General features: G+C 69.6%; 20 protein-coding genes. 13 read left to right on the top strand and 7 right to left on the bottom strand.

Annotated features, from left to right (window positions below):
* The gene (locus tag ACZ5BU_RS00625; RefSeq protein WP_465694443.1) at positions 1 to 297 is read left to right on the top strand and encodes a DUF2218 domain-containing protein; all 297 of its coding nucleotides are present in this window, start codon (positions 1 to 3) and stop codon (positions 295 to 297) included.
* Between the two features lie 12 nt (positions 298 to 309).
* On the opposite strand, the gene ACZ5BU_RS00620 is transcribed toward ACZ5BU_RS00625, so the two are convergent.
* Together ACZ5BU_RS00620 and ACZ5BU_RS00615 are read right to left on the bottom strand one after the other, a co-directional pair.
* A complete protein-coding gene (locus tag ACZ5BU_RS00620) occupies positions 310 to 834 on the bottom strand; it encodes a DUF305 domain-containing protein (RefSeq protein WP_465694442.1) in 525 nt (174 codons plus the stop codon).
* Between the two features lie 141 nt (positions 835 to 975).
* Positions 976 to 1,395, bottom strand: a complete 420-nt coding sequence (locus ACZ5BU_RS00615) for a DUF6153 family protein (protein ID WP_465694441.1) — start codon at positions 1,393 to 1,395, stop codon at positions 976 to 978.
* Positions 1,396 to 1,476: 81 nt separating this feature from the next.
* Here ACZ5BU_RS00615 and ACZ5BU_RS00610 point away from each other — a divergent pair, with 81 nt between their 5' ends.
* From ACZ5BU_RS00610 to ACZ5BU_RS00585, 6 genes are all read left to right on the top strand, one after another.
* Positions 1,477 to 2,826, top strand: coding sequence for a purine-cytosine permease family protein (locus tag ACZ5BU_RS00610; RefSeq protein ID WP_465694439.1), 1,350 nt, complete (start codon positions 1,477 to 1,479; stop codon positions 2,824 to 2,826).
* A 12-nt stretch (positions 2,827 to 2,838) separates the two neighbouring features.
* Positions 2,839 to 4,410 (top strand): hydantoinase/oxoprolinase N-terminal domain-containing protein, encoded by a 1,572-nt coding sequence (locus ACZ5BU_RS00605; RefSeq protein WP_465694438.1) that lies wholly within the window; start codon positions 2,839 to 2,841, stop codon positions 4,408 to 4,410.
* 160 nt (positions 4,411 to 4,570) lie between these two features.
* Positions 4,571 to 5,644, top strand: coding sequence for a DUF917 domain-containing protein (locus tag ACZ5BU_RS00600; RefSeq protein ID WP_465694437.1), 1,074 nt, complete (start codon positions 4,571 to 4,573; stop codon positions 5,642 to 5,644).
* On the top strand, positions 5,641 to 6,750 hold the full coding sequence (locus ACZ5BU_RS00595; RefSeq protein ID WP_465694435.1) for a DUF917 domain-containing protein: 1,110 nt from the start codon (positions 5,641 to 5,643) through the stop codon (positions 6,748 to 6,750). Before ACZ5BU_RS00600 ends, ACZ5BU_RS00595 begins: the two co-directional genes overlap by 4 nt.
* A 184-nt stretch (positions 6,751 to 6,934) precedes the next feature.
* A complete protein-coding gene (locus tag ACZ5BU_RS00590) occupies positions 6,935 to 8,005 on the top strand; it encodes a DUF917 domain-containing protein (protein ID WP_465694434.1) in 1,071 nt (356 codons plus the stop codon).
* A gap of 155 nt (positions 8,006 to 8,160) precedes the next feature.
* The gene (locus ACZ5BU_RS00585; RefSeq protein ID WP_465694433.1) at positions 8,161 to 9,528 is read left to right on the top strand and encodes a PucR family transcriptional regulator; all 1,368 of its coding nucleotides are present in this window, start codon (positions 8,161 to 8,163) and stop codon (positions 9,526 to 9,528) included.
* Here the strand turns inward: ACZ5BU_RS00585 and ACZ5BU_RS00580 are convergent.
* Genes ACZ5BU_RS00580 through ACZ5BU_RS00570 form a run of 3 tightly spaced genes read right to left on the bottom strand, consistent with a single transcriptional unit; the run spans position 9,518 to position 12,539 of the window.
* Positions 9,518 to 10,480, bottom strand: coding sequence for an aldo/keto reductase (locus ACZ5BU_RS00580; protein WP_465694431.1), 963 nt, complete (start codon positions 10,478 to 10,480; stop codon positions 9,518 to 9,520). The genes ACZ5BU_RS00585 and ACZ5BU_RS00580 overlap by 11 nt on opposite strands.
* A complete protein-coding gene (locus tag ACZ5BU_RS00575; RefSeq protein WP_465694430.1) occupies positions 10,477 to 11,229 on the bottom strand; it encodes an SDR family NAD(P)-dependent oxidoreductase in 753 nt (250 codons plus the stop codon). The genes ACZ5BU_RS00580 and ACZ5BU_RS00575 overlap by 4 nt, the downstream gene beginning before the upstream one ends.
* Positions 11,226 to 12,539, bottom strand: coding sequence for an L-fuconate dehydratase (locus ACZ5BU_RS00570; protein ID WP_465694429.1), 1,314 nt, complete (start codon positions 12,537 to 12,539; stop codon positions 11,226 to 11,228). The genes ACZ5BU_RS00575 and ACZ5BU_RS00570 overlap by 4 nt, the downstream gene beginning before the upstream one ends.
* Before the next feature lie 183 nt (positions 12,540 to 12,722).
* Between ACZ5BU_RS00570 and folP the strand changes: the two genes are divergently transcribed.
* From folP to ACZ5BU_RS00545, 5 genes are read left to right on the top strand one after another with little or no spacing between them, the layout of a single operon-like run.
* The gene (gene folP / locus ACZ5BU_RS00565; protein ID WP_465694427.1) at positions 12,723 to 13,598 is read left to right on the top strand and encodes a dihydropteroate synthase; all 876 of its coding nucleotides are present in this window, start codon (positions 12,723 to 12,725) and stop codon (positions 13,596 to 13,598) included.
* Entirely contained in the window at positions 13,598 to 14,323 is a 726-nt protein-coding gene (locus ACZ5BU_RS00560) for a pyrimidine reductase family protein (protein ID WP_465696686.1), read from the top strand. Before folP ends, ACZ5BU_RS00560 begins: the two co-directional genes overlap by 1 nt.
* Positions 14,324 to 14,326: 3 nt before the next feature.
* Positions 14,327 to 15,010 carry a class III extradiol dioxygenase subunit B-like domain-containing protein gene (locus ACZ5BU_RS00555; protein WP_465694426.1) on the top strand — a complete coding sequence of 228 codons (684 nt, stop codon included), beginning with the start codon at positions 14,327 to 14,329 and terminating at the stop codon, positions 15,008 to 15,010.
* Positions 15,007 to 15,603 carry a TetR/AcrR family transcriptional regulator gene (locus ACZ5BU_RS00550; protein ID WP_465694425.1) on the top strand — a complete coding sequence of 199 codons (597 nt, stop codon included), beginning with the start codon at positions 15,007 to 15,009 and terminating at the stop codon, positions 15,601 to 15,603. The genes ACZ5BU_RS00555 and ACZ5BU_RS00550 overlap by 4 nt, the downstream gene beginning before the upstream one ends.
* Positions 15,604 to 15,636: 33 nt before the next feature.
* Positions 15,637 to 16,575 carry an alpha/beta hydrolase gene (locus tag ACZ5BU_RS00545; protein WP_465694423.1) on the top strand — a complete coding sequence of 313 codons (939 nt, stop codon included), beginning with the start codon at positions 15,637 to 15,639 and terminating at the stop codon, positions 16,573 to 16,575.
* Here ACZ5BU_RS00545 and ACZ5BU_RS00540 read toward each other — a convergent pair.
* Positions 16,572 to 17,216: a hypothetical protein gene (locus ACZ5BU_RS00540; protein ID WP_465694422.1), complete on the bottom strand. Its 645-nt coding sequence runs from the start codon at positions 17,214 to 17,216 to the stop codon at positions 16,572 to 16,574. The genes ACZ5BU_RS00545 and ACZ5BU_RS00540 overlap by 4 nt on opposite strands.
* A 61-nt stretch (positions 17,217 to 17,277) precedes the next feature.
* Here ACZ5BU_RS00540 and ACZ5BU_RS00535 point away from each other — a divergent pair, with 61 nt between their 5' ends.
* The gene (locus ACZ5BU_RS00535; RefSeq protein WP_465694421.1) at positions 17,278 to 17,694 is read left to right on the top strand and encodes a hypothetical protein; all 417 of its coding nucleotides are present in this window, start codon (positions 17,278 to 17,280) and stop codon (positions 17,692 to 17,694) included.
* Here the strand turns inward: ACZ5BU_RS00535 and ACZ5BU_RS00530 are convergent, their stop codons facing one another.
* On the bottom strand, positions 17,695 to 18,687 hold the full coding sequence (locus ACZ5BU_RS00530) for an ABC transporter substrate-binding protein (protein WP_465694420.1): 993 nt from the start codon (positions 18,685 to 18,687) through the stop codon (positions 17,695 to 17,697).
* Between the last annotated feature and the right edge of the window lie 54 nt (positions 18,688 to 18,741).

Genomic DNA, 18,741 nt, shown 5'->3' with positions numbered 1-18,741 from the left:
GTGCCTGCTCTCGAAGCCCACCTGGAAACCCCACGCGCCGCCCGCTACCTGACCCAGCTCACCAGCCACCTCTCCCACGGCCCCGGCGGCCTCCAGGTCCTGTCCGAGTCCCCGGACCGGCTGGTCGTCGACCTGGGCACAGCGACCTGGACGATCCGCAGCACTCCGGAACAGCTGATCCTCCACCTCGAGGCGGACGACCCAGGCACCCTCGAACAACAGAGCACCCGGGTCGCCCATCGAGTAGAACAACTCGGCCGCCGCGACGACCTCCGAGTCATCTGGCAACCGTTCTGACCGCCGCAAGCGTCAGGCTGCTGGGAGTCTGCCCAGTAGGCGTTGCATGGTGGCGATCTCAGTTGTTTGCGCGGCCTGGATCTTCTTGGCGAGGGCGATTGCTGCTGTGTCCTTGCCGGTCGACTGTTCGGTCTTGGCCATCGTGACCGCGCCCTGGTGGTGCTTGATCATCATCGTGACCCACATGCGGTCGTACATGCTGCCGGACGCCTTGGACAGGTCGTCCATCTCCTGCGGGCTCATCATCCCGGTCATCGTGTGACCGGCGTGTTCGCCGGGCGTCGGGACCGGCTTGCCCCAGCTGGTCAGCCACCCGGACATCAGCTTGATCTCCGGGTCCTGCGCCGCCTTGATCGCGGTCGCCAGCTGCTTGACCTCGGCGGTCGTTGCCTTCTGCAACGCCGAGTCCGCCATCTCGACGGCCTGCTGGTGGTGCGGGATCATCTGCGACGCGAACATCACGTCCGCGTCGTTGTAGCTCGACGATGAGGCAGTCGGTGAGGCCGACGATGAGGCCGACGGACTCGAATGGTTCATCCCCGGCATGGATCCGGAGTCCGAGCTGCCACAGCCCGCTGCGGCGGCCAACAGGAGAAGTACTGCGCTAGTGCGGTAGACGTGCGTCATCACATTCCTTGGTTCGTTGTGTGGGTACGGCGGAAGAAGGCGCACGTCGGCCTATATCCGCAGTACTCCCAAGGAAGACAGCACCAGCCGCGGCGGCGACCGTTCGCCCAGGATGCGCCGCGCGCCGTACACCGGCACACCAACCGCACGCCACACCAGCAGACTGCGCAACCCGAGCAGGAGCGACAGCAGCAGCACGAGCCCGGTCAGCACCGCCATACAGGCGCCGCCCATGTCGTGCATCTCGTCGGCAGGCATCACGTGGACCTCGGCCGGATGCTCCATCACGACGGCTGGCGTCCCGGGCATGGCCATCGCGGCGTCGTGGTGGGAGGTGAGGCCGTGCATCGCGAACACCCCGGCGACCACGGTGAGTACGCCGAGGATGCGCAGCAGTCGCGCTCCGCGATTGGGTATGCGTCCGGCCATCGCGACAAGAGTACCGACCTGGGCGAGATGCACAGTCAGCACGCGCCGGGTGTGCACAGTGGACGGTGAGGCACGCGGCCGCCAGACGTACGTTCGGTGAAATCCCAGAGCTGGAGGTCCACCATGGCCGGTACTTCTGTTGGTGCTGACGACTACGCGCTTGCCCGGGTCCCCGAGCATGCGAGGTACTCCTGGTGGTCCGTCGCGACGCAGCGGTTCGGGCAGATCTCGGCGCTCAGCCAGTTCCTGCTCGGCGCGACGCTCGGGTTCGGGATGAGCTTCTGGCACGCGTTCTGGGCGCTCACGCTCGGCGCGGTGATCCTCGAGCTGGTCGCGATCCTGATCGGCGTGATCGGCGCCCGCGAGGGTCTGCAGACGTCGGTGATCGCGCGCTGGACCGGGTTCGGCCAGGCCGGGTCGTCGCTGATCGGGCTGGCGATCGGGATCAGCCTGATCGGGTGGTTCGGGATCCAGTCCGCGGTGTCCGCGGCCGGTCTGAGCCAGTTGATCGGCGTACTCCCGACGTGGGGCTGGTCGCTCGTCTTCGGTCTCGCGGTGACGCTCGTCGTACTGCGCGGCTTCCACTCGATGGCGTGGGTCGCGTACGTGACCGTACCGGCGTTCCTGCTCCTCGTCGGCTGGTCGATCATCAGCGAGCTGTCCGACCACAGCCTCGGAACGCTGGTCAGCTCGGCGCCGCCGGGTCCGCATCTGAGCCTGTTGCAGGGTACGACGCTCGTCGCCGGCGGATTCATCGTCGGTGCGGTGATCACGCCGGACATGACCCGCTACAACCGCAGCGTCGGCGACGTGGTCAAGCAGACCGTCCTCGGCATCACCCTCGGCGAGTACGTGATCGGCCTGGTCGGCGTACTCCTCGCGCATGCCGTTGGTTCGGCCAACGTGATCACGATCGTCACCTCGTCGGTCGGCTGGGTCGGCACGCTGGTGATCATCCTCGGCACGATCAAGATCAACGACTGGAACCTCTACAGCTCCGGCCTCGGCGTCGTGAACTTCATCGGCACCGTCTTCGGCCGGCGGGTCAACCGGGCGGCCGTCACGCTGGTGGTCGGCGTCCTCGGCAGCGTGCTCGCGGCCGGCGGGATCCTGGACAAGTTCACCGACTTCCTGATCTTCCTCGGGGTCGCGTTCCCGCCGATCGCCGGGATCATGGTCGCGGAGTACTTCGTCGTGAAGCGCTGGCGCCCCGACCTGGAGGCGACCCGGGCCGACGGGACCCTGCCCGCGACCGCGCCGACCTGGGTACCGGCGACGATCGTGATCTGGGTCGGCGCCGCGCTGATCGGCAAGTACGTCACCTGGGGCCTGCCGAGCATCAACTCGCTCGTCGTCGGCTTCGCCGCGTACGTCGTGGTAGGCAGACTCGGACTGATCCGCGGCATCGGCACCAGCCGCACCATGGAACCCGAGCCCACCACCGGCGTGAGCGCCCTACCTGCCACGAACTGAGAGGAACCCCGAATGCGTATCGGTATCGATGTCGGTGGGACCAACACCGACGCCGTGCTGCTCGACGGTGAGGGTGCCGACGTCAACGTGCTGGCGGCGAACAAGTCCGCGACCAGTGCGGACGTGACGGCCGGCATCATCGACACCCTGGACCGGTTGCAGGCGGAACGATCCTTCGACCCGGCGCAGGTGCGGGCGGTGATGATCGGCACCACGCACTTCATCAACGCGCTGGTCGAGGCCCGGCGGCTCGCGCCGACCGCGGCGCTGCGGCTCGGTCTCCCGGCGACGGCCTCGCTGCCGCCGCTGGTGGACTGGCCGGAGCGGCTGGTCGAGGCGATCAGCGGACGCAGCTACCTGGCGCACGGAGGGCACGAGTTCGACGGCCGGCACATCGCCGAGCTGGACGAGGACGAGCTGCGCCGGCACGCCGCGGACATGGCCGCGCACGGCGTACGGTCGGTCGCGATCTCGTCGGTCTTCTCGCCGGTGAGCAACGAGTTCGAGTTGCGTGCCGCGGAGATCCTGCGCTACGAGCTCGGCGACGACGTGGCGATCTCGCTGTCCCACGAGATCGGCCGGATCGGCCTGCTGGAACGCGAGAACGCGACCATCATCAACGCCGCACTCCGCGAGCTCGCCGCTTCGATCGTCGACGGATTGGCCGGCGCCGTCGCGGGTCACGGCATCTCCGCGCCGCTGTACCTGAGCCAGAACGACGGCACGCTGATGGACGTCGACTTCGCCCGCCGGTACCCGGTCGCCACGTTCGCGTCCGGCCCGACGAACTCGATGCGCGGCGCGGCGCTGCTGTCCGGCCTGGACACGTGTGCGGTCGTCGACGTCGGCGGTACGACGAGCGACGTCGGCGTCCTCACCCACGGGTTTCCGCGGGAGGCGACCACCGAGGTCGACGTGGCCGGCGTACGGACGAACTTCCGGATGCCCGACGTGCTCAGCCTCGGCATCGGCGGCGGCAGTTTGGTTGCTGCGGACAACGACCAGGTGACGGTCGGCCCGCGGTCGGTCGGGTACCGCCTGACCGAGGAGGCGCTGGTCTTCGGCGGCAGGACGCTGACCGCGACGGACATCGCGGTCGCGGCCGGCCGGGCAGACGTAGGGGACGGCGCTGCGGTGGCCGACCTGGATCCGACGCTCGTGAAGGCCGCGCTCGCCCGGGTCGCCGCGGATATCGCGGACGCGGTCGAGCGGATGCGTACCTCGCCCGACCCGCTGCCGGTGGTCGCGGTCGGCGGCGGGTCGATCCTGCTCCCGGACGACCTGCCCGGCAGTCTCGCCGTCCACCGGCCGGAGAACTTCGCGGTCGCGAACGCGATCGGCGCCGCGATCGCGCAGGTCGGCGGCGAGGTCGACCGGGTGTACGCGATCGACCCGGGCCGCCGCGACGCGGTCGTCGACGAGGCACGGCAGGAGGCCGTCGACCGGGCGATCGCCGCCGGCGCCGACCCCGCCGCCGTCCGCATCGTCGACTTCGACGAGGTCCCGATCCCGTACCTCCCCGGCAACGCCACCCGCATCCGCTGCAAGGCAGTCGGCGACCTCCGCCTGGGAGAAACCCGATGAACACGAACCCGCAGCTCCCGTCCCACGCGTCCGCTGCCGATTTGCCTGGCTCACCCACCAAATCGTGGGTTCTTCACCCTGACTCAGGGTGTGGAACCCAGCACTTCCTGGGTAGGCCAGGCAAATGGGCGGGCGCTGTCGCAGGAGTGGAGTGGTTGCGATGAAGTTGCGGGCTGAGGATCTGGGGGCGCTGGCTCGTGGGGCGGCCGTGCTGGGGACCGGGGGTGGGGGTGATCCGCATATCGGGCGGTTGCTGGCGCAGCAGGCGGTGAAGGAGCACGGGCCGGTGGAGATCGTTGCCGTCGGCGACCTTCCGGACGATGCCTGTGTGTTGCCGGTGGCAATGATGGGCGCACCAACGGTGATGGTGGAGAAGCTGCCGTCGGCCGACCAGATCTCGGTCGCCGTGCAGACGCTGGCGAAGTACGTCGGGAAGACGCCGACGCACCTGGCCTGTATCGAGGCCGGCGGCGTGAACTCGACCGTACCGGTGATCGCCGCCGCACAACTCGGGCTGCCCCTGGTGGACGGCGACGGGATGGGTCGGGCGTTCCCCGAGCTGCAGATGGTGCTGCCGACCCTCGCCGGCATCGAGGCGACCCCGATGTCGATCGTCGACGAGAAGGGCAACCGCGGCGTCTTCGACACGGTCAGCAACGAATGGGCCGAACGCCTCGCCCGCTCGGCCACCGTCGACATGGGCTGCTCGGCGATCGTCTCGCTCTACGCGATGACGGGTGCCGAGGTCCGCGGCTCGTTCGTCGCCGGCACGCTCAGCAAGTGCGTCACGATCGGCCGGGCGATCGAGAAGGCCCAGCGGGTGCACGGCGATCCGGTCGCGGCCGTCGTGGACGAGCTCGGCGGGCGGTTGCTGCACGTCGGCAAGGTCGTCGACGTACAACGCCGTACGACGACCGGCTTCGCGCGTGGTGATGCGGCCGTCGACGGGCTGGACGCGTCGCACGGGCAGTTGCTCGTACTCCGGTTCCAGAACGAGCACCTCGTCGCGGAACTCGACGGTACGGCGGTTGCCACCACACCGGACCTGATCATCGTGCTCGACACCGAGTCCGGCGAACCGATCACCACCGAGGCGCTGCGGTACGGCCACCGCGTCAGCGTGCTGGCCGCGCCGGCCGACGAACGCTGGCACTCACCCGAAGGCATCAAGTTGGTCGGCCCGCGGTACTTCGGCTACGACCTCGACCCGATCCGCGCGCTGGAGACCGTATGAGCTGGCAGCTGGGAATCGAACACCTGAGGGATCTCGCCCGCGGTGCGGCCATCCTCGGGACCGGCGGTGGCGGCGATCCGTTGATCGGGCGGCTGCTCGTCGAGCAGGCGATCCGCGAGTACGGGCCGGTGACCGTACTGGATCCCGACGAGCTCGACGACGACGCGTTCGTGATCCCGACCGCGCAGATGGGCGCGCCGACCGTGATCGTCGAGAAGATCCCGCGCGGCAGCGAACCCGTCGGCGCGCTGCGGGCGCTGGAGAAACACCTCGGCCGGCGCGCCGACGCGACGATGCCGATCGAGTGCGGTGGTATCAACTCGATGATTCCGCTGCTCGTTGCCGCCCGCACCGGTCTGCCGGTGGTCGACGCGGACGGGATGGGCCGGGCGTTCCCGGAACTGCAGATGGAGACGTTCTCGGTATACGGCGTACCGGGCTCGCCGATGGCGATCGCGGGTGAGCACGACGAGACCGTGGTGATCGATACCAGTACGGACAACAAGCAGATGGAGTGGCTGGCGCGCGGGATCACGATCCGGCTCGGCGGGGTCGCGCACATCGCGGAGTACTCGATGACGGGCGCCGAGGTGAAGCGGACCGCCGTACCGCGGACGCTGTCGCTCGGGCTGTCCATCGGGCGCGCGGTCCGCGAGGCGCGGGCGACGCACACGGACCCGGTCGAGGCGATCCGGGACGCGTTGGCGCCGACGCTGTACAGCCACCTGCGGGTGCTCTTCCGCGGGAAGGTCGTCGACGTGGAACGCCGTACGCTCGAGGGCTTCGCGCGCGGGCGGGCGCGGTTCACGTCGTACGACGGGACGTCCGAGCTGGAGCTGCGCTTCCAGAACGAGAACCTGGTCGCGGAGGTCGACGGCGCGGTGGTGTGCACGGTGCCGGACCTGATCTGCGTACTGGAGGCGGACACCGCGGAGCCGATCACCACCGAGGGCCTGCGCTACGGCCAGCGGGTGACGGTCGTGGGTATCTCGACGCCGGACCTGATGCGTACCCCCGAGGCGCTGGCGGTCTTCGGGCCGTCGTGCTTCGGGCTCGACGTCGAGTTCGACCCGGTCGAGCGACACACGGACGTCCTCATCCCCTGACCCCCGGGCCCCTTAACCCTCGGCCCGCCGTGCTGACCCCTCCGCGGCGGGCCGGGGTTCGACCCGGACGTGGAGCACTCACCAACGTCGGGGCGCGTGCCCTCGTCACGCTCAGGTGAAGGGCGGCGCGGCCGGTTGGGTGCGGTTGATGAGTGCTGGAGATCCGCGGTGGGAGGATCTGCTCATGAGCACGGTCGTCCGCGAGCGGGACCTGGAGGCGCTGGTCGTCGGGGTCACGTTGCTCGGCTCCGGTGGTGGGGGTGATGCCGGAGCGTTCGGGCGGATGTTGCGGCGGCGGCTCGGGGCGGGGGAGCTCGTACTGCGGGACGCGGCGGACCTGCCGGGTGTGTCGGTGAGCCCGATCGGGGTGGTCGGGGCGACCAGCGTGTTGATGGAGAAGCTGCCGAGCGGCGGTGAGTTCGAGACGGCGGTACGGGCGGTCAGCCGGTGGACCGGGGTTGACGTGACAGGGCTGATGTCGCTGGAGGCCGGCGGGCTGAACGGACTGACGGCGTTGATCGCCGCGCTGGACCTGGGGCTGCCGGTGGTCGACGCGGATCTGATGGGCCGGGCCTTACCGCGGCTGGACCAGTTCTCGTGGGCGGTGGCGGGGCGGTCGCTGACACCGTGTGCGCTGAGCGAGCCGAGCGGTCAGGTGATCGTGGTCGACAACGTCGACGCTGCCGGGTTGGAGCGGGCCGTACGTAGCTTTGTCGCTCACACCGGTGGCTGGGCAGTACTTGCCTTGGCGCCGACGCCGGTCGAGGCCGCGGCGGTTGATGCGGTCGAGGGGAGTCTCACGCGGGCACTGGGGCTGGGACGCGCGCATGCTGCCCTGGAGCCTGGTGCTGGGCCTTCTGAGGTTGCGGACGGCTTGGGCGGGCGGTTGCTGGGCAGCGGTCGGGTGGAGGAGGTTGCTCGGCACGTGATCGCTGACGGTGGTGCTGCGTTCGGCCGGGGCAGCCTCTGCGTGGTGGACTCGGCCAGCCGGGCAGTGATCCGCATCGAGACCGAGAACGAGTACTTGCTGGCGCTGGTCGACGGCGTGGCCGTGGTCACCACACCGGACCTGCTATGCGTCCTGGACCGCCGTACTCTCCAACCGATCGCAGTGGATGCCGTACGCACCGGCGACGAGGTAGTAGTCGTCGCCCTTCCTGCCCCGACCTGGTGGCACCACCCGGACCGCCTCCTCCACGTGAGCCCCCAAGCCTTCGGCCTCTCCTGCCAGCCTCAACTCCTGGAAGCCTCATGACCACCCTGGCCGCCATGCTCTCTTCCCCAGGCTGGCGCGACGTAGTCGTCCTAGCTGGACCAGAGCAGGACACCGCTCGGCTTACTGGGTCTTCTGTCGTGTTGGGGGTGGGGGCTCAGCCCGAAGGCCTTGACGGGCGGGTGTTGGTGGTGTTGGTGGTTGATGATCACCGGGACTGGCGGGTGGATGCTCTGATCAGCCGGGCGGCCGCTGCGGGGGCTGGAGCCTTGTTGCTGGCGGGGACTGAGCGCTTGGGGCGTGGGGCCGAGCTGCTGGCGGAGCGTTTGCGACTGCCGGTGCTGGGGTGTCCTGATCCGTTGGCGGCGCACGAGTATCTGCAACGCGTGACGGCCGAGCCTGAGGTGCTGCGATCGGACCTGGTGTTGCGGGCGGTTGCCGCGCTCCGACGGGCCGGTGGGGATCTCACGTCGGTACTGCGGACAACGTCCGCGGTGCTGGACCGCCCGGTGACGCTGGCGGGTGCTGACGGCGGCACGCTTGCCGGTGACCCGCTGGAGGCGGAGGACCGGGCCGCGCTGGTGGCTGCGCTGCCGCAGGTGCCTGTGGCGTGGGCTGCGCCGTACCGGGTTGATCTTGAGAGCGGGGCCGTTCTGTTGGCCGTGGCGGTCCTCAGCGTGGGGCCTGTCTGCTGGCTGGTGGCGCGGTTGCCCGGTGTGGTTCCGGCTGAGGTTGCCGCCGTACCTGAGGTGCTGACCGTGGTCGCACCGGCTGTGGGGGAGCGGTTGGCGCTCAGACGGCTTGAGCTGGAGCGGGACGCACGGCAGCGTACGTCGCTCCTCGGTGAGCTCCTGCACGGTGAGCCGTCCGAGGCGACCAGGCGGCGGGCCGTAGACCTCGGCTGGCAGCTCGACGGCTGGCACACCGGCATCCGGATCGGTGCTGACGGTCAAGTGGATGTGGCTGGTCGACGTACGGACGTGGTGGAGGCGTTCGACGCGGAGGGGCTGCAGGCGGTCGTGGTGGAGCAGGGCGACGGCTGGTCCGCGTGGATCACCGCTGTACGTGAGCCGACCGCCACCGAGGTACAGCAACAAGCAGCCGCGATCCGCCGGGTCCAGCGGCGTCTGGTGCAGACGGTCGACACGTACGTCGGTGTTGGCCGCGTACAACCCGGTCCAAGCGGTATCGCCACGACGCTCGCCGAAGCAGGCGACGCAGCCGGCCTGGCCCGCGGTCGTGCCGAGACCGGCCGCTTCCTCCACGTAGACCGTCTCGGGCTCGCTCAGCTCCTGCTTGCTTGGACCCGCACCGACACGTTCCAGCCCGCCGCGCAGGCACTCCTCGCCCCGATCAAGGACCAGCCCGGCGACCTGGTCACCACGCTGGCCGTCTACCTCGACACAGAGTCGTCGCTGGCCGAGACCGCCGCGGTGTTGGGTATCCACCGCAACACCGCGTCGGCCCGCATAGCCAAGATCCAGCACCTACTGGGCGTTGACCTCACAAACCCAGACGAACGCCTAGCCCTCCACCTAGCCTCACGTACGACGCCTACGGAGTAGGAGCGTCTTCGCGGAGTAGGCCGGCTGACTTGAGGTCGGACCAGAGGGCCGGCGGGATCTCAGCGCGGGTCAGGGCTGCGTTGGTGTGGACCTCGTCGGGGGTGCGGCAGCCTACTGCGATGCCTGCGACGGCTGGGTGCGCCAGCGGGAAGGCCAGTGCTGCTGTGGGGAGGGTGGTGTTGTGGGATTCGCAGATGTCGGCGATCTTGTTCGCCTTGTCCACCAAAGGCTGGGCCGCGGGTTCGTAGTTGAAGGTGGCGCCGGCCGCCGGGCGGGGCTGGGACAGGAGGCCGGAGTTGAAGATGCCTACAGCAACTACCTGGACGTTGTTCTCGACGCAGGCGGGGAGTACGTCGTCAAGGCCGTCGGGGTCGATCAACGAGTACCGGCCGGCCAGCATGATCACGTCGATGTCGATCTCCTGCACGAAGCGGGTCAACATCGCGGACTGGTTCATACCGGAGCCGATCGCGCCGATCACACCCTGGTCGCGGAGCTCGATCAGCGTCGGGAACGCGGTCGCGACCGCCTCCTCGTAGTGGTCGTCCGGGTCGTGCACGAACACCACGTCCAGCCGGTCCGTCCCGATCCGCCGGAGCGAGTCCTCGATGCTCTGCAGTACGCCGTCCCGCGAGAAGTCCCACCGCCGGCGACGCGTCGTACTGACGTTGAAACCCTCGTCATCGTTCGCGGCGGTGTCCGAGGAGTAGATGATCCGCCCGACCTTGCTCGACAGCACATAGGAGTCCCGCGGCTTGCCCTTCAGCCCGACACCAAGTCGCTCCTCGGCGAGACCGAGCCCGTAGTGCGGCGCGGTGTCGAAGTACCGCCAGCCCTCGTCCCAGGCGGCGTCGATCGTCGCGATCGCGTCGGCCTCGTGGACCTCGCCGAGGAGGTTGCCCAGCGGCGCACTGCCGAGCCCGACGCGCTGACCCTCCGGGAAGAGCTTCATGAGCGGACCGCCGGGAGCCGCAGGTTCTGCATGCCGCCGTCGACCGCGAGCGCCGTACCGGTCGTCGAGCCCGACAGCGGACTCGCCAGGTACGCGATCGCCGCGGCGACCTCGTCCGCCGACACCAGCCGGCCCATCGGCTGCCGGGCCTCGAGCGCGGCGCGTTCCGCGGCCGGGTCGGCCGCGACGTCGAGCAGGCGCCCGACCCACGGCGTGTCCGCAGTACCGGGGTTGACGCAGTTCACCCGGATGCCTTCGCGGACGTGGTCGGCGGCCATCGCCATCGTCAGCGCGAGGACGGCGCCCTTGCTGGCGGAGTACAGCGCGCGGTTCGGCAGGCCCGCGATCGCGGCGATCGAGCAGGTGTTGACGATCGCGGCCGCGGACGACTTCCGCAGGTACGGCAGGGCGGCCCGGGTCACCCGGGCGATCCCGACCACGTTCACGTCCAGCACCCGGTGCCATTCGTCGTCGTCGTTCGCGGTCACGTCACCCTGCGCGCCGATCCCGGCGTTGTTCACCAGGATGTCGATCCCGCCGAGCTGCAGCGCCGCCGCGGCCACCGCGGCCTTGATCGAGGCGTCGTCGGTGACGTCGGCGGCGATCCCGGTCAGCGGCGCGTCGACGTCGGGCTTCAGGTCGAACACGACCACCTGGGCGCCCCGGGACGCCAGCAGCCGAGCCGCCGCCAGCCCGATCCCGGACGCACCGCCGGTGACAACAGCCCGCAGGCCGTCGAAGTCGCTCACGAATTCTCCTTGAGGTCGGTCCAGATCTTGCCACCCGGGTACCGGAAGTCGGTCAGCGTCTCGGCATCCATCTCCGCGCCGAACCCGGGCCGTCCCGGTGCCACGTAGTGCCCGTCCCGGATCGTCACCGGGTCGAGGAAGTGCTCGTGCAGGTGGTCGACGTACTCGATCACCCGGTCCTGCGTCGATCCGCTCACCGCGATGTAGTCGAACATCGACAGGTGCTGGACCAACTCACACAGTCCTACCCCACCCGCGTGTGGGCACACCGGGACGCCGAACTTCGCCGCCAGCAGCAGGTTCGCGATGTTCTCGTTGACGCCGGCGACCCGGGCCGAGTCGATCTGCAGGACGGACAGCGCCTCGGCCTGCAGGAACTGCTTGAACACGACCCGGTTCTGTACGTGCTCACCGGTCGCGACCCGGATCGGCGCGATCGCGCGGGCGATGGCGGCGTGCCCGAGGATGTCGTCCGGGCTGGTCGGCTCCTCGACCCACCAGACGTCGTACGGTGCCAGGGCCTCGACCCAGCGGATCGCCTCCGCGACGTCCCAGCGCTGGTTGGCGTCGATCGCGATCCGGATGTCCGGGCCGACCGCCTCGCGGGCGAGCCGCATCCGGCGGATGTCGTCGTCGAGGTTCGCGCCGACCTTGAGCTTGATCTGGGTGAACCCGTCGGCGACGGCCTCGCGGCACAGCCGGACCAGTTTCGCGTCGTCGTACCCGAGCCAGCCGGGCGTCGTGGTGTACGCCGGATACCCGCGCTCGCGCAGTACCGCCTCCCGCTCGGCGCGCCCGGTCTCCGCCTTGCGCAGGATGTCCAGCGCCTCGTCCGGGGTCAGCGCGTCGGTCAGGTACCGGAAGTCGACCAGGCCGACGATCTGCTCCGGGGTCAGGTCCGACAGCAGTTTCCACAGCGGTACGCCGGCCCGCTTGGCGGCCAGGTCCCACACCGCGTTGACGACCGCGCCGATCGCCATGTGCATGACGCCCTTCTCGGGCCCGAGCCAGCGCAGCTGCGAGTCGTGCACGAGCGACTTCCAGAACCCGCCGAGGTCACCGAGAGTGGCGTCCAGGTCGAGCCCGAGCACGTGGTCGCGGAGCGCCTCGATCGCCGCGGTCTCGACGTCGTTGCCGCGGCCGATCGTGAACGCGAAGCCGTGTCCCTCCAGCCCGTCCCCGGCGTCCGTCCGCAGGATCACGTACGCAGCGGAGTAGTCCGGGTCGGTGTTCATCGCATCGGAGCCGTCCAGGTCCAGCGACGTGGGGAAGCGGACGTCGTACGTCTCGAACTCGGTGAATCGTGCCATGCGGGAACCGTTCTGCGTGGGCGGGTCGTCGGGACGAGATCCTATAGGATATGGGGGGTTCGCGATAGGTGGGGCGGTCCGCCAGGCCATCACAATGCGTGCCCGCGCCCCGCCGCACGCGGGGCCGGACCGCCCGGGTGGTGACTGTGATGGCCTGGCGGACCGCCCCGTACAGTCGCCCTTGTGACAGGCGACGGCACTCTGAGGCTGGGGACCCGGTCGTTCGGGGCCGGCGAGTTCGCGCTGATGGCGATCATCAACCGGACGCCGGACTCGTTCTTCGACCGCGGGGCGACCTACGCGACCGACGCGGCGTACGCGGCGATCGACAAGGCGGTCGCCGAAGGTGCCGACCTGGTCGACATCGGCGGCGTCAAGGCCGGGTACGGCGAACCGGTCAGCGAGGCCGAGGAGCTCCGCCGGACCGTCGACTTCGTCGCCGGAATCCGCGCCCGGCACCCTTCGCTGGTCATCAGCGTGGACACCTACCGCAGCGCCGTCGCGCGCCGGGTCGCGGAGGCCGGTGCGGACCTGATCAACGACACCTGGGGCGGCGCCGACCCAGACCTCGTGAACGCCGCGGCCGAGTTCGGTACGGGCCTGGTCTGCAGCCACGTCGGCGGCCTCTCGCCGCGTACCGATCCGCACCGGATGGCGTACGACGACGTGGTCGCGGACGTGATCCGTACGACGACCGCGCTCGCGGACCGGGCGGTCGCGGCCGGCGTACGGCGGGACGGGATCCTGATCGACCCGACGCACGACTTCGGCAAGAACACGCTCCAGTCGCTCGAACTGACCCGCCGCCTGGACGAGCTCGCCGCCACCGGCTGGCCGGTGCTGGTCGCGGTCTCGAACAAGGACTTCATCGGCGAGACGCTCGAGCTCCCGCCGGGGCAGCGCGGCAACGGGACGCTCGCGGCGCTCACCGTCTCGGCCTGGCTGGGCGCCCGGGTCTTCCGTGTGCACGACGTACCGGCCGCTCGGCAGGCGCTCGATTTCGTTGCCGTACTGCGTGGCGCCGCGCAACCCGCTGGAACCCGAAGGAGTCTCGCGTGATGCAACAGCTCGACGACCTGTCCGACGAGGAACTGATCGCCCTGTACGAGGTCGCGGACCGGTCCGTGCCGCACCTGCGGGCGAACTTCGTCAGCAGCCTGGACGGCGCGGTCGAGATCGACGGGCTGTCGAAGACGCTGACGAGCGACTCCGACAGCCGGGTGTTCAGCATGATCCGGCGGCTCGCGGACCTGGTGCTGGTCGGGGCGGGGACGATCCGGGAGGAGGGGTACAACCCGCTGAAGCTGTCCGGGGCCGCCCGGTCGTGGCGGCTCGCGGCGGGGCTGGCCGAGAACCCGACGCTGGCGATCGTGTCGTCGCGGTTGGAGCTGAGTCCGGTGAACCCGGTGTTCAAGTCCGCCGTACGGCCGATCGTGGTGACGCACGCGGCGTCGCCGCCCGACCGGCGGGAGGCGCTCGCGGAGGTCGCCGAGGTGCTCGTGTACGGGGACGCCGAGGTCGATCTGCGGGCGGTGGTGGACGAGTTCAGCGCGCGCGGTATGACCCAGGTGCTGTCCGAGGGCGGACCGCATCTGCTCGGCTCGCTGACCGCTGCCGACCTGGTCGACGAGCTGTCTCTCACGCTCGCTCCGCTGCTGGCCGGCCCTGGTGCGGGCAGGATCACCGCCGGTGTGCCGTCCACGATCACCCGTCAGCTCAAGCTGAAGTCGTCGCTGGCCGCGTCCGACGACTACCTCTTCTTCCGCTACCTCCGAGAGGCCTGACCCGTGCCCGTCATCGCCGCCGCGGTCTGCCCCCACCCACCCCTCCTCGTCCCCGAACTAGCCACCGGCGCCACCCCCGACCTGGACAACCTGAGAGCCGCCTGCCTGACCGCAATCGACCAACTGTCGAGCGCCTCTTCGATCCTGGTTGTCGGCTCTGGAACTGAAGGCACCTATGACGGTGCCGCAGGCGGCTCGTTCGGCGCCTATGGTGCACCCGGGGTGCGGATCGGGTCGGGCCCTCCTGTGCTTCCGTTGGCATTGGCTGTCGGTGGGTGGTTGCTCGAGCAGACGAAGGCTGTTCACCTGCCGCGGACGTACCGGGCCTTGCCGGTTGATGCGGTGCCGGCGGATTGTGTGCGGCTCGGGCGGGAGATTGCTGGGGGCAACGAACGGATCGGGCTGCTGGTGATGGGTGACGGGTCCGCGCGGCGGAGCGAGCACTCGCCGGTCCACCTGCATCCGCGCGCCGAGATCTTCGACACGACGGTCGCGAACGCCTTCCAGAACGTCGATCTCGACGTATTGGCAGCACTCGACGTCGACCTCGCGACTGTGCTCCAGGCAGCCGGTCGGGCGCCGTGGCAGGTCCTCGCCGGCGCGCTCGCAGGTACGACGCTGAAGGGCGAGCTGCTGTACGACGCGGCGCCGTACGGCGTGGGTTACTTCGTCGCGAGCTTTACGTGACGGACGACCGGACCGGGTACCGCCGGTCGGCGAAGTCGCCGCGGGGGGAGGCGCGGCGGCGGGAGTTGCTCGACAAGGTCGCGGACGACCTCGGGGCGAACGGGCTGGTCGACTTCTCGCTGCGGCGCGCGGCGCGGGCGGCCGGTACGACGCACAAGGTGCTGCTGTACCACTTCGACGGCCCGGAGGACCTGCTGACGCAGGCGGTCCTGCAGTTGCGCGAACGGCGGATCACGCGAGCGGTCTCCGCCGCGGCCGAGCAGGGCGGGTCGCTGGCGGCGCGGGTGCGGTCGATGTGGCCGACGCTGATCGGCGAGGAGTCGTGGGTGCTCGACCAGGCGATCGGCCTGGCGATGTACGACGCCGGGCGGTACGCCGACCTGGCGCGGTCGGCGTCGCGGCAGTACCTGCCGACGTTGCTGGCGATGTGCCCGGAGGACTGGGACGAGCGGCGCCGTACCGAGGTGGCGGAGCTGATCCTCGCGACGTTGCGCGGGTTCCTGATCGAGTGGCGGACGAGCGGGGACGGGGCCGGGATCGAGGCCGGGTTCGCGGCGCTGACCCGCGCACTGGAGCGGGAGGAACAGGCGTAGACAGATTTGCGAACCACGTGGTTCACTTCTGGTATGCGCGAGAAAGTGGAGTTCACGAGTACCGGGGTTGCGTGCGCGGCCTGGCACTACCCGGGTACCAACGGCGGATGCGTGGTGATGACCGGCGGCTTCGGAGTCACGAAGGAGCCGGGGACGGATCGGTTCGCGGAGCGGTTCGCCGCGGCCGGATTCAGTGTGCTGGCGTTCGACCACCGGCACTTCGGCGAGAGTGCGGGCGAGCCGCGGCAGGTGGCGCGGATCCGCGACCAGCTGGACGACTGGCGGGCGGCGATCGCGTACGCGAAGACACTTCCCGGGGTCGAGCGGGTCGCGATCTGGGCGTTCTCCCTGCCCGGCGGCTACATCGTCCAGCTCGCCTCGGAGGACCTGGGTATCTCGGCCGCGATCGCCCAGTCGGCCAACGTCGACGGGCCCACTGTTACCCGCCATGCCTCCCGTTACCAGTCAACCGGCGGCGCTCTCCGTCTGCTCGGCCGCTCGCTGCTGGACATCGCCGGTAGCTGGTTCAACCGCCCACCGCGGCTGGTGGACCTGGCCGGGCCGAAGGGCGCGGTAGCGCTGCTCAACACCCCGGACGCCCAGCTAGGCAGCGAAATCCTCAGTCCCGCCAACCGCTACCCCGACTGGCAGCAGACGATCGCCGCCCGCTCAGTGCTCCCCGCAGCCCTTTACCGCCCGGCGAAGTACGCCCCGGACGCCCGCTGCCCGATCCTGTACGTCGTCTGCCAGGACGACAAGTCGGCGCTCGCCGCGCCGACCCTCAAGGCGGCGGCGACCACGGCGAAGGCGGAGGTCCTCCAGGTCCCGGGTAACCACTACGCTCCCTTCACCAACGCCCACGAGCAGGTGGTCGAGGCCGAACTGGGCTTCCTGAGCCGGCATCTCGGCGCGCCACCCGTTCTTTCCGGAAACAATTCGGCGCCTGGCGCCGAAAAACTTCCGGAAAGCTAGGCCACCTCGACCGGGACGTCCGGCCAGCGAGGCGCTGTGGCTGCGAGGTCATCGCGGCCGGCTGCTCCGAGTTGGGCGATCAGCTCCGCGCGGGCTGCCTGTACCACGGCCACGGCTTCGTCGGACGTGGTGTATGGGCCGGACCAGTTGCACACTGCGTCCCCGGCGTACCAGTCGCCGGCTGCGGATCGACGTACATGTGCTGTTGCCAACCGTGCAGCTGGCAGCGGTACGTCGGCGAGTTGTACGACGGCGTCGACGGCGACCACGTCTGCGTTCAGGTCGAGGAGCGGGCGGAGCTCGACGGCGTCGGTGAGTACGAACTCGTAGCCGGCCGGTGCGCGTTCGCCCAACCAGGCGAGGGCCTCCTGTGCGGTGTCGTGGAGGAGCTGGGCGTTGGCCGGATCCGCCAGTGTGTGCACCCCACACAGCCGTGTGTGCGTCGGCCGGAGCTCGTTCTGCCACAGCCGCACCTGCAGCTCGTCCCGCCCCGAAAACCGCCGCCCAAGAATCCGCGCCAGCCCGACGACGTCGAAGTACAACTCGTCCGTAGTCCGCCGCCGCCCCGGCACCGCCACCTCACCGGGCAGCGTCCCCCGGGTCGTCCACGGCCCGACATGCCACCGCGCAAGAGCCGCCATACCCCGCAGCCTAAACGCCGTCACTCTCCGCCATGGACGCGCTCACCGTTTTGGTCCATCGTTGACCGCTACCAGTACCGTGACCCAGACCGTGACCGAGTCGCCGGGTGTCCAGCCGACGGACTCCCAGGGCTCGAGCGTCCCGCTGGTCATTGCACCAGGCAGCCTCGCCATCACCCTGCAGATGAACTCCAACGGCAAGATCGGACCGGGAGAATATCGCGCCGGCACGACTGCGGCCGTCGTCGCCGAAGTGCTGGACGAGAGCGGGCACTACCCGAACACCGGCTGCTACCCGACCTGGGTACTCAAACGCGGATCGACCGTTCTCAAGACCGCACGAAGCGGGTCCTGCCAAGAAGCGTTCTACTTCGACACCAACTCACTGGAGATCCGCGGTATCTACCACGTGACGGTGTCGGCGTTGACCGATGCCGGTGCCAAAGGTACGCAGACCATGGACTTCAAAGTGACGTGATCACTCCGGCTTGACGGGTGCGGGTACGCCGAACGTCTTTGCCAGGTCGTTGAGCATCGACCAGGCGCCCTGGAGGCCTACGGCGGTCATCCAGGTGAGGTCGGGGACGTCGTGGACCTTCGGGGCGAGCGGCTTCCAGAGCGGGTTCGCCTTGAACTGGGCGGCGGTCTTCGCGCTCAGGCCCTTCTCGTCGGCGTACGTCGTGACGAAGATCGCGTCGGCGTCCGCGTCCTTAATCCGCTCCGGGCTGATCTCGAGCGCGAAGCCGTTCACGTCCTGGGACTTCGGGCGCTTCAGACCCGCGTCCTTCAGGACGATCCCGGAGTAGCTGGCGTTCTGGTACAGGCGGGTTGGCCCGTCGACGAAGCGGACCACGGAGATGGTCGGGTGGTTCGCCTTCGCGTTGATCGCGTCGCCGACCGTCTTCGCGGCCTTCTCGTACGCCGAGATCTCCTTCTCCGCGAGGTCCTCCTGGCCGAGCGCCTTCGCCTCCAGCCGGATGTTGTCCTTCCAGGTCGCACCGGTCGTCTCGGACATGATCGTCGGCGCGATCGCGGACAGTTGGTCGTACAGCTTCTCGTGCCGGACCTTGGCGGTGATGATCAGGTCCGGGTTCAGCGCGGCGATCTTCTCCAGGTTCGGCTCGGCGAGTGTGCCGACCGACTGGGCCTCGGAGCCGTACGTCTTCCGGGCGTCCCCGAGGTAGTCGGGGAGGTGCCCGTTGATCGTCCGGTAGTCGGTGTACCCGACGACCTGTGTGTCCAGGGCCAGGGTCGCGTCCACGTAGCTGGTGTCGAGAGCGACGACCCGCTTCGGCTTGGTCTTGATCTCGGTCTTGCCCATCGCGTGCTCGATCGTCCGCGGGAAGCCCTGGCCGGCCGCACCGGCGGCGGCCGGGTCGTCGCCGGATCCGGAGGATCCGCAGGCGGTCAGTGCCAGGGCGGCGGTGCTGACTGTGATGGCGAGCAGGGCGGCGATGCGGGGCAGGCGCACGGGTGTCTCCAGATCGGCACGAGTGGCAGGTTAAGGTGGCTCTCCACCTAAGAG

The organism is Kribbella sp. NPDC031520, assembly GCF_055580825.1.
This window is presented reverse-complemented; position numbering and strand designations above follow the sequence as displayed.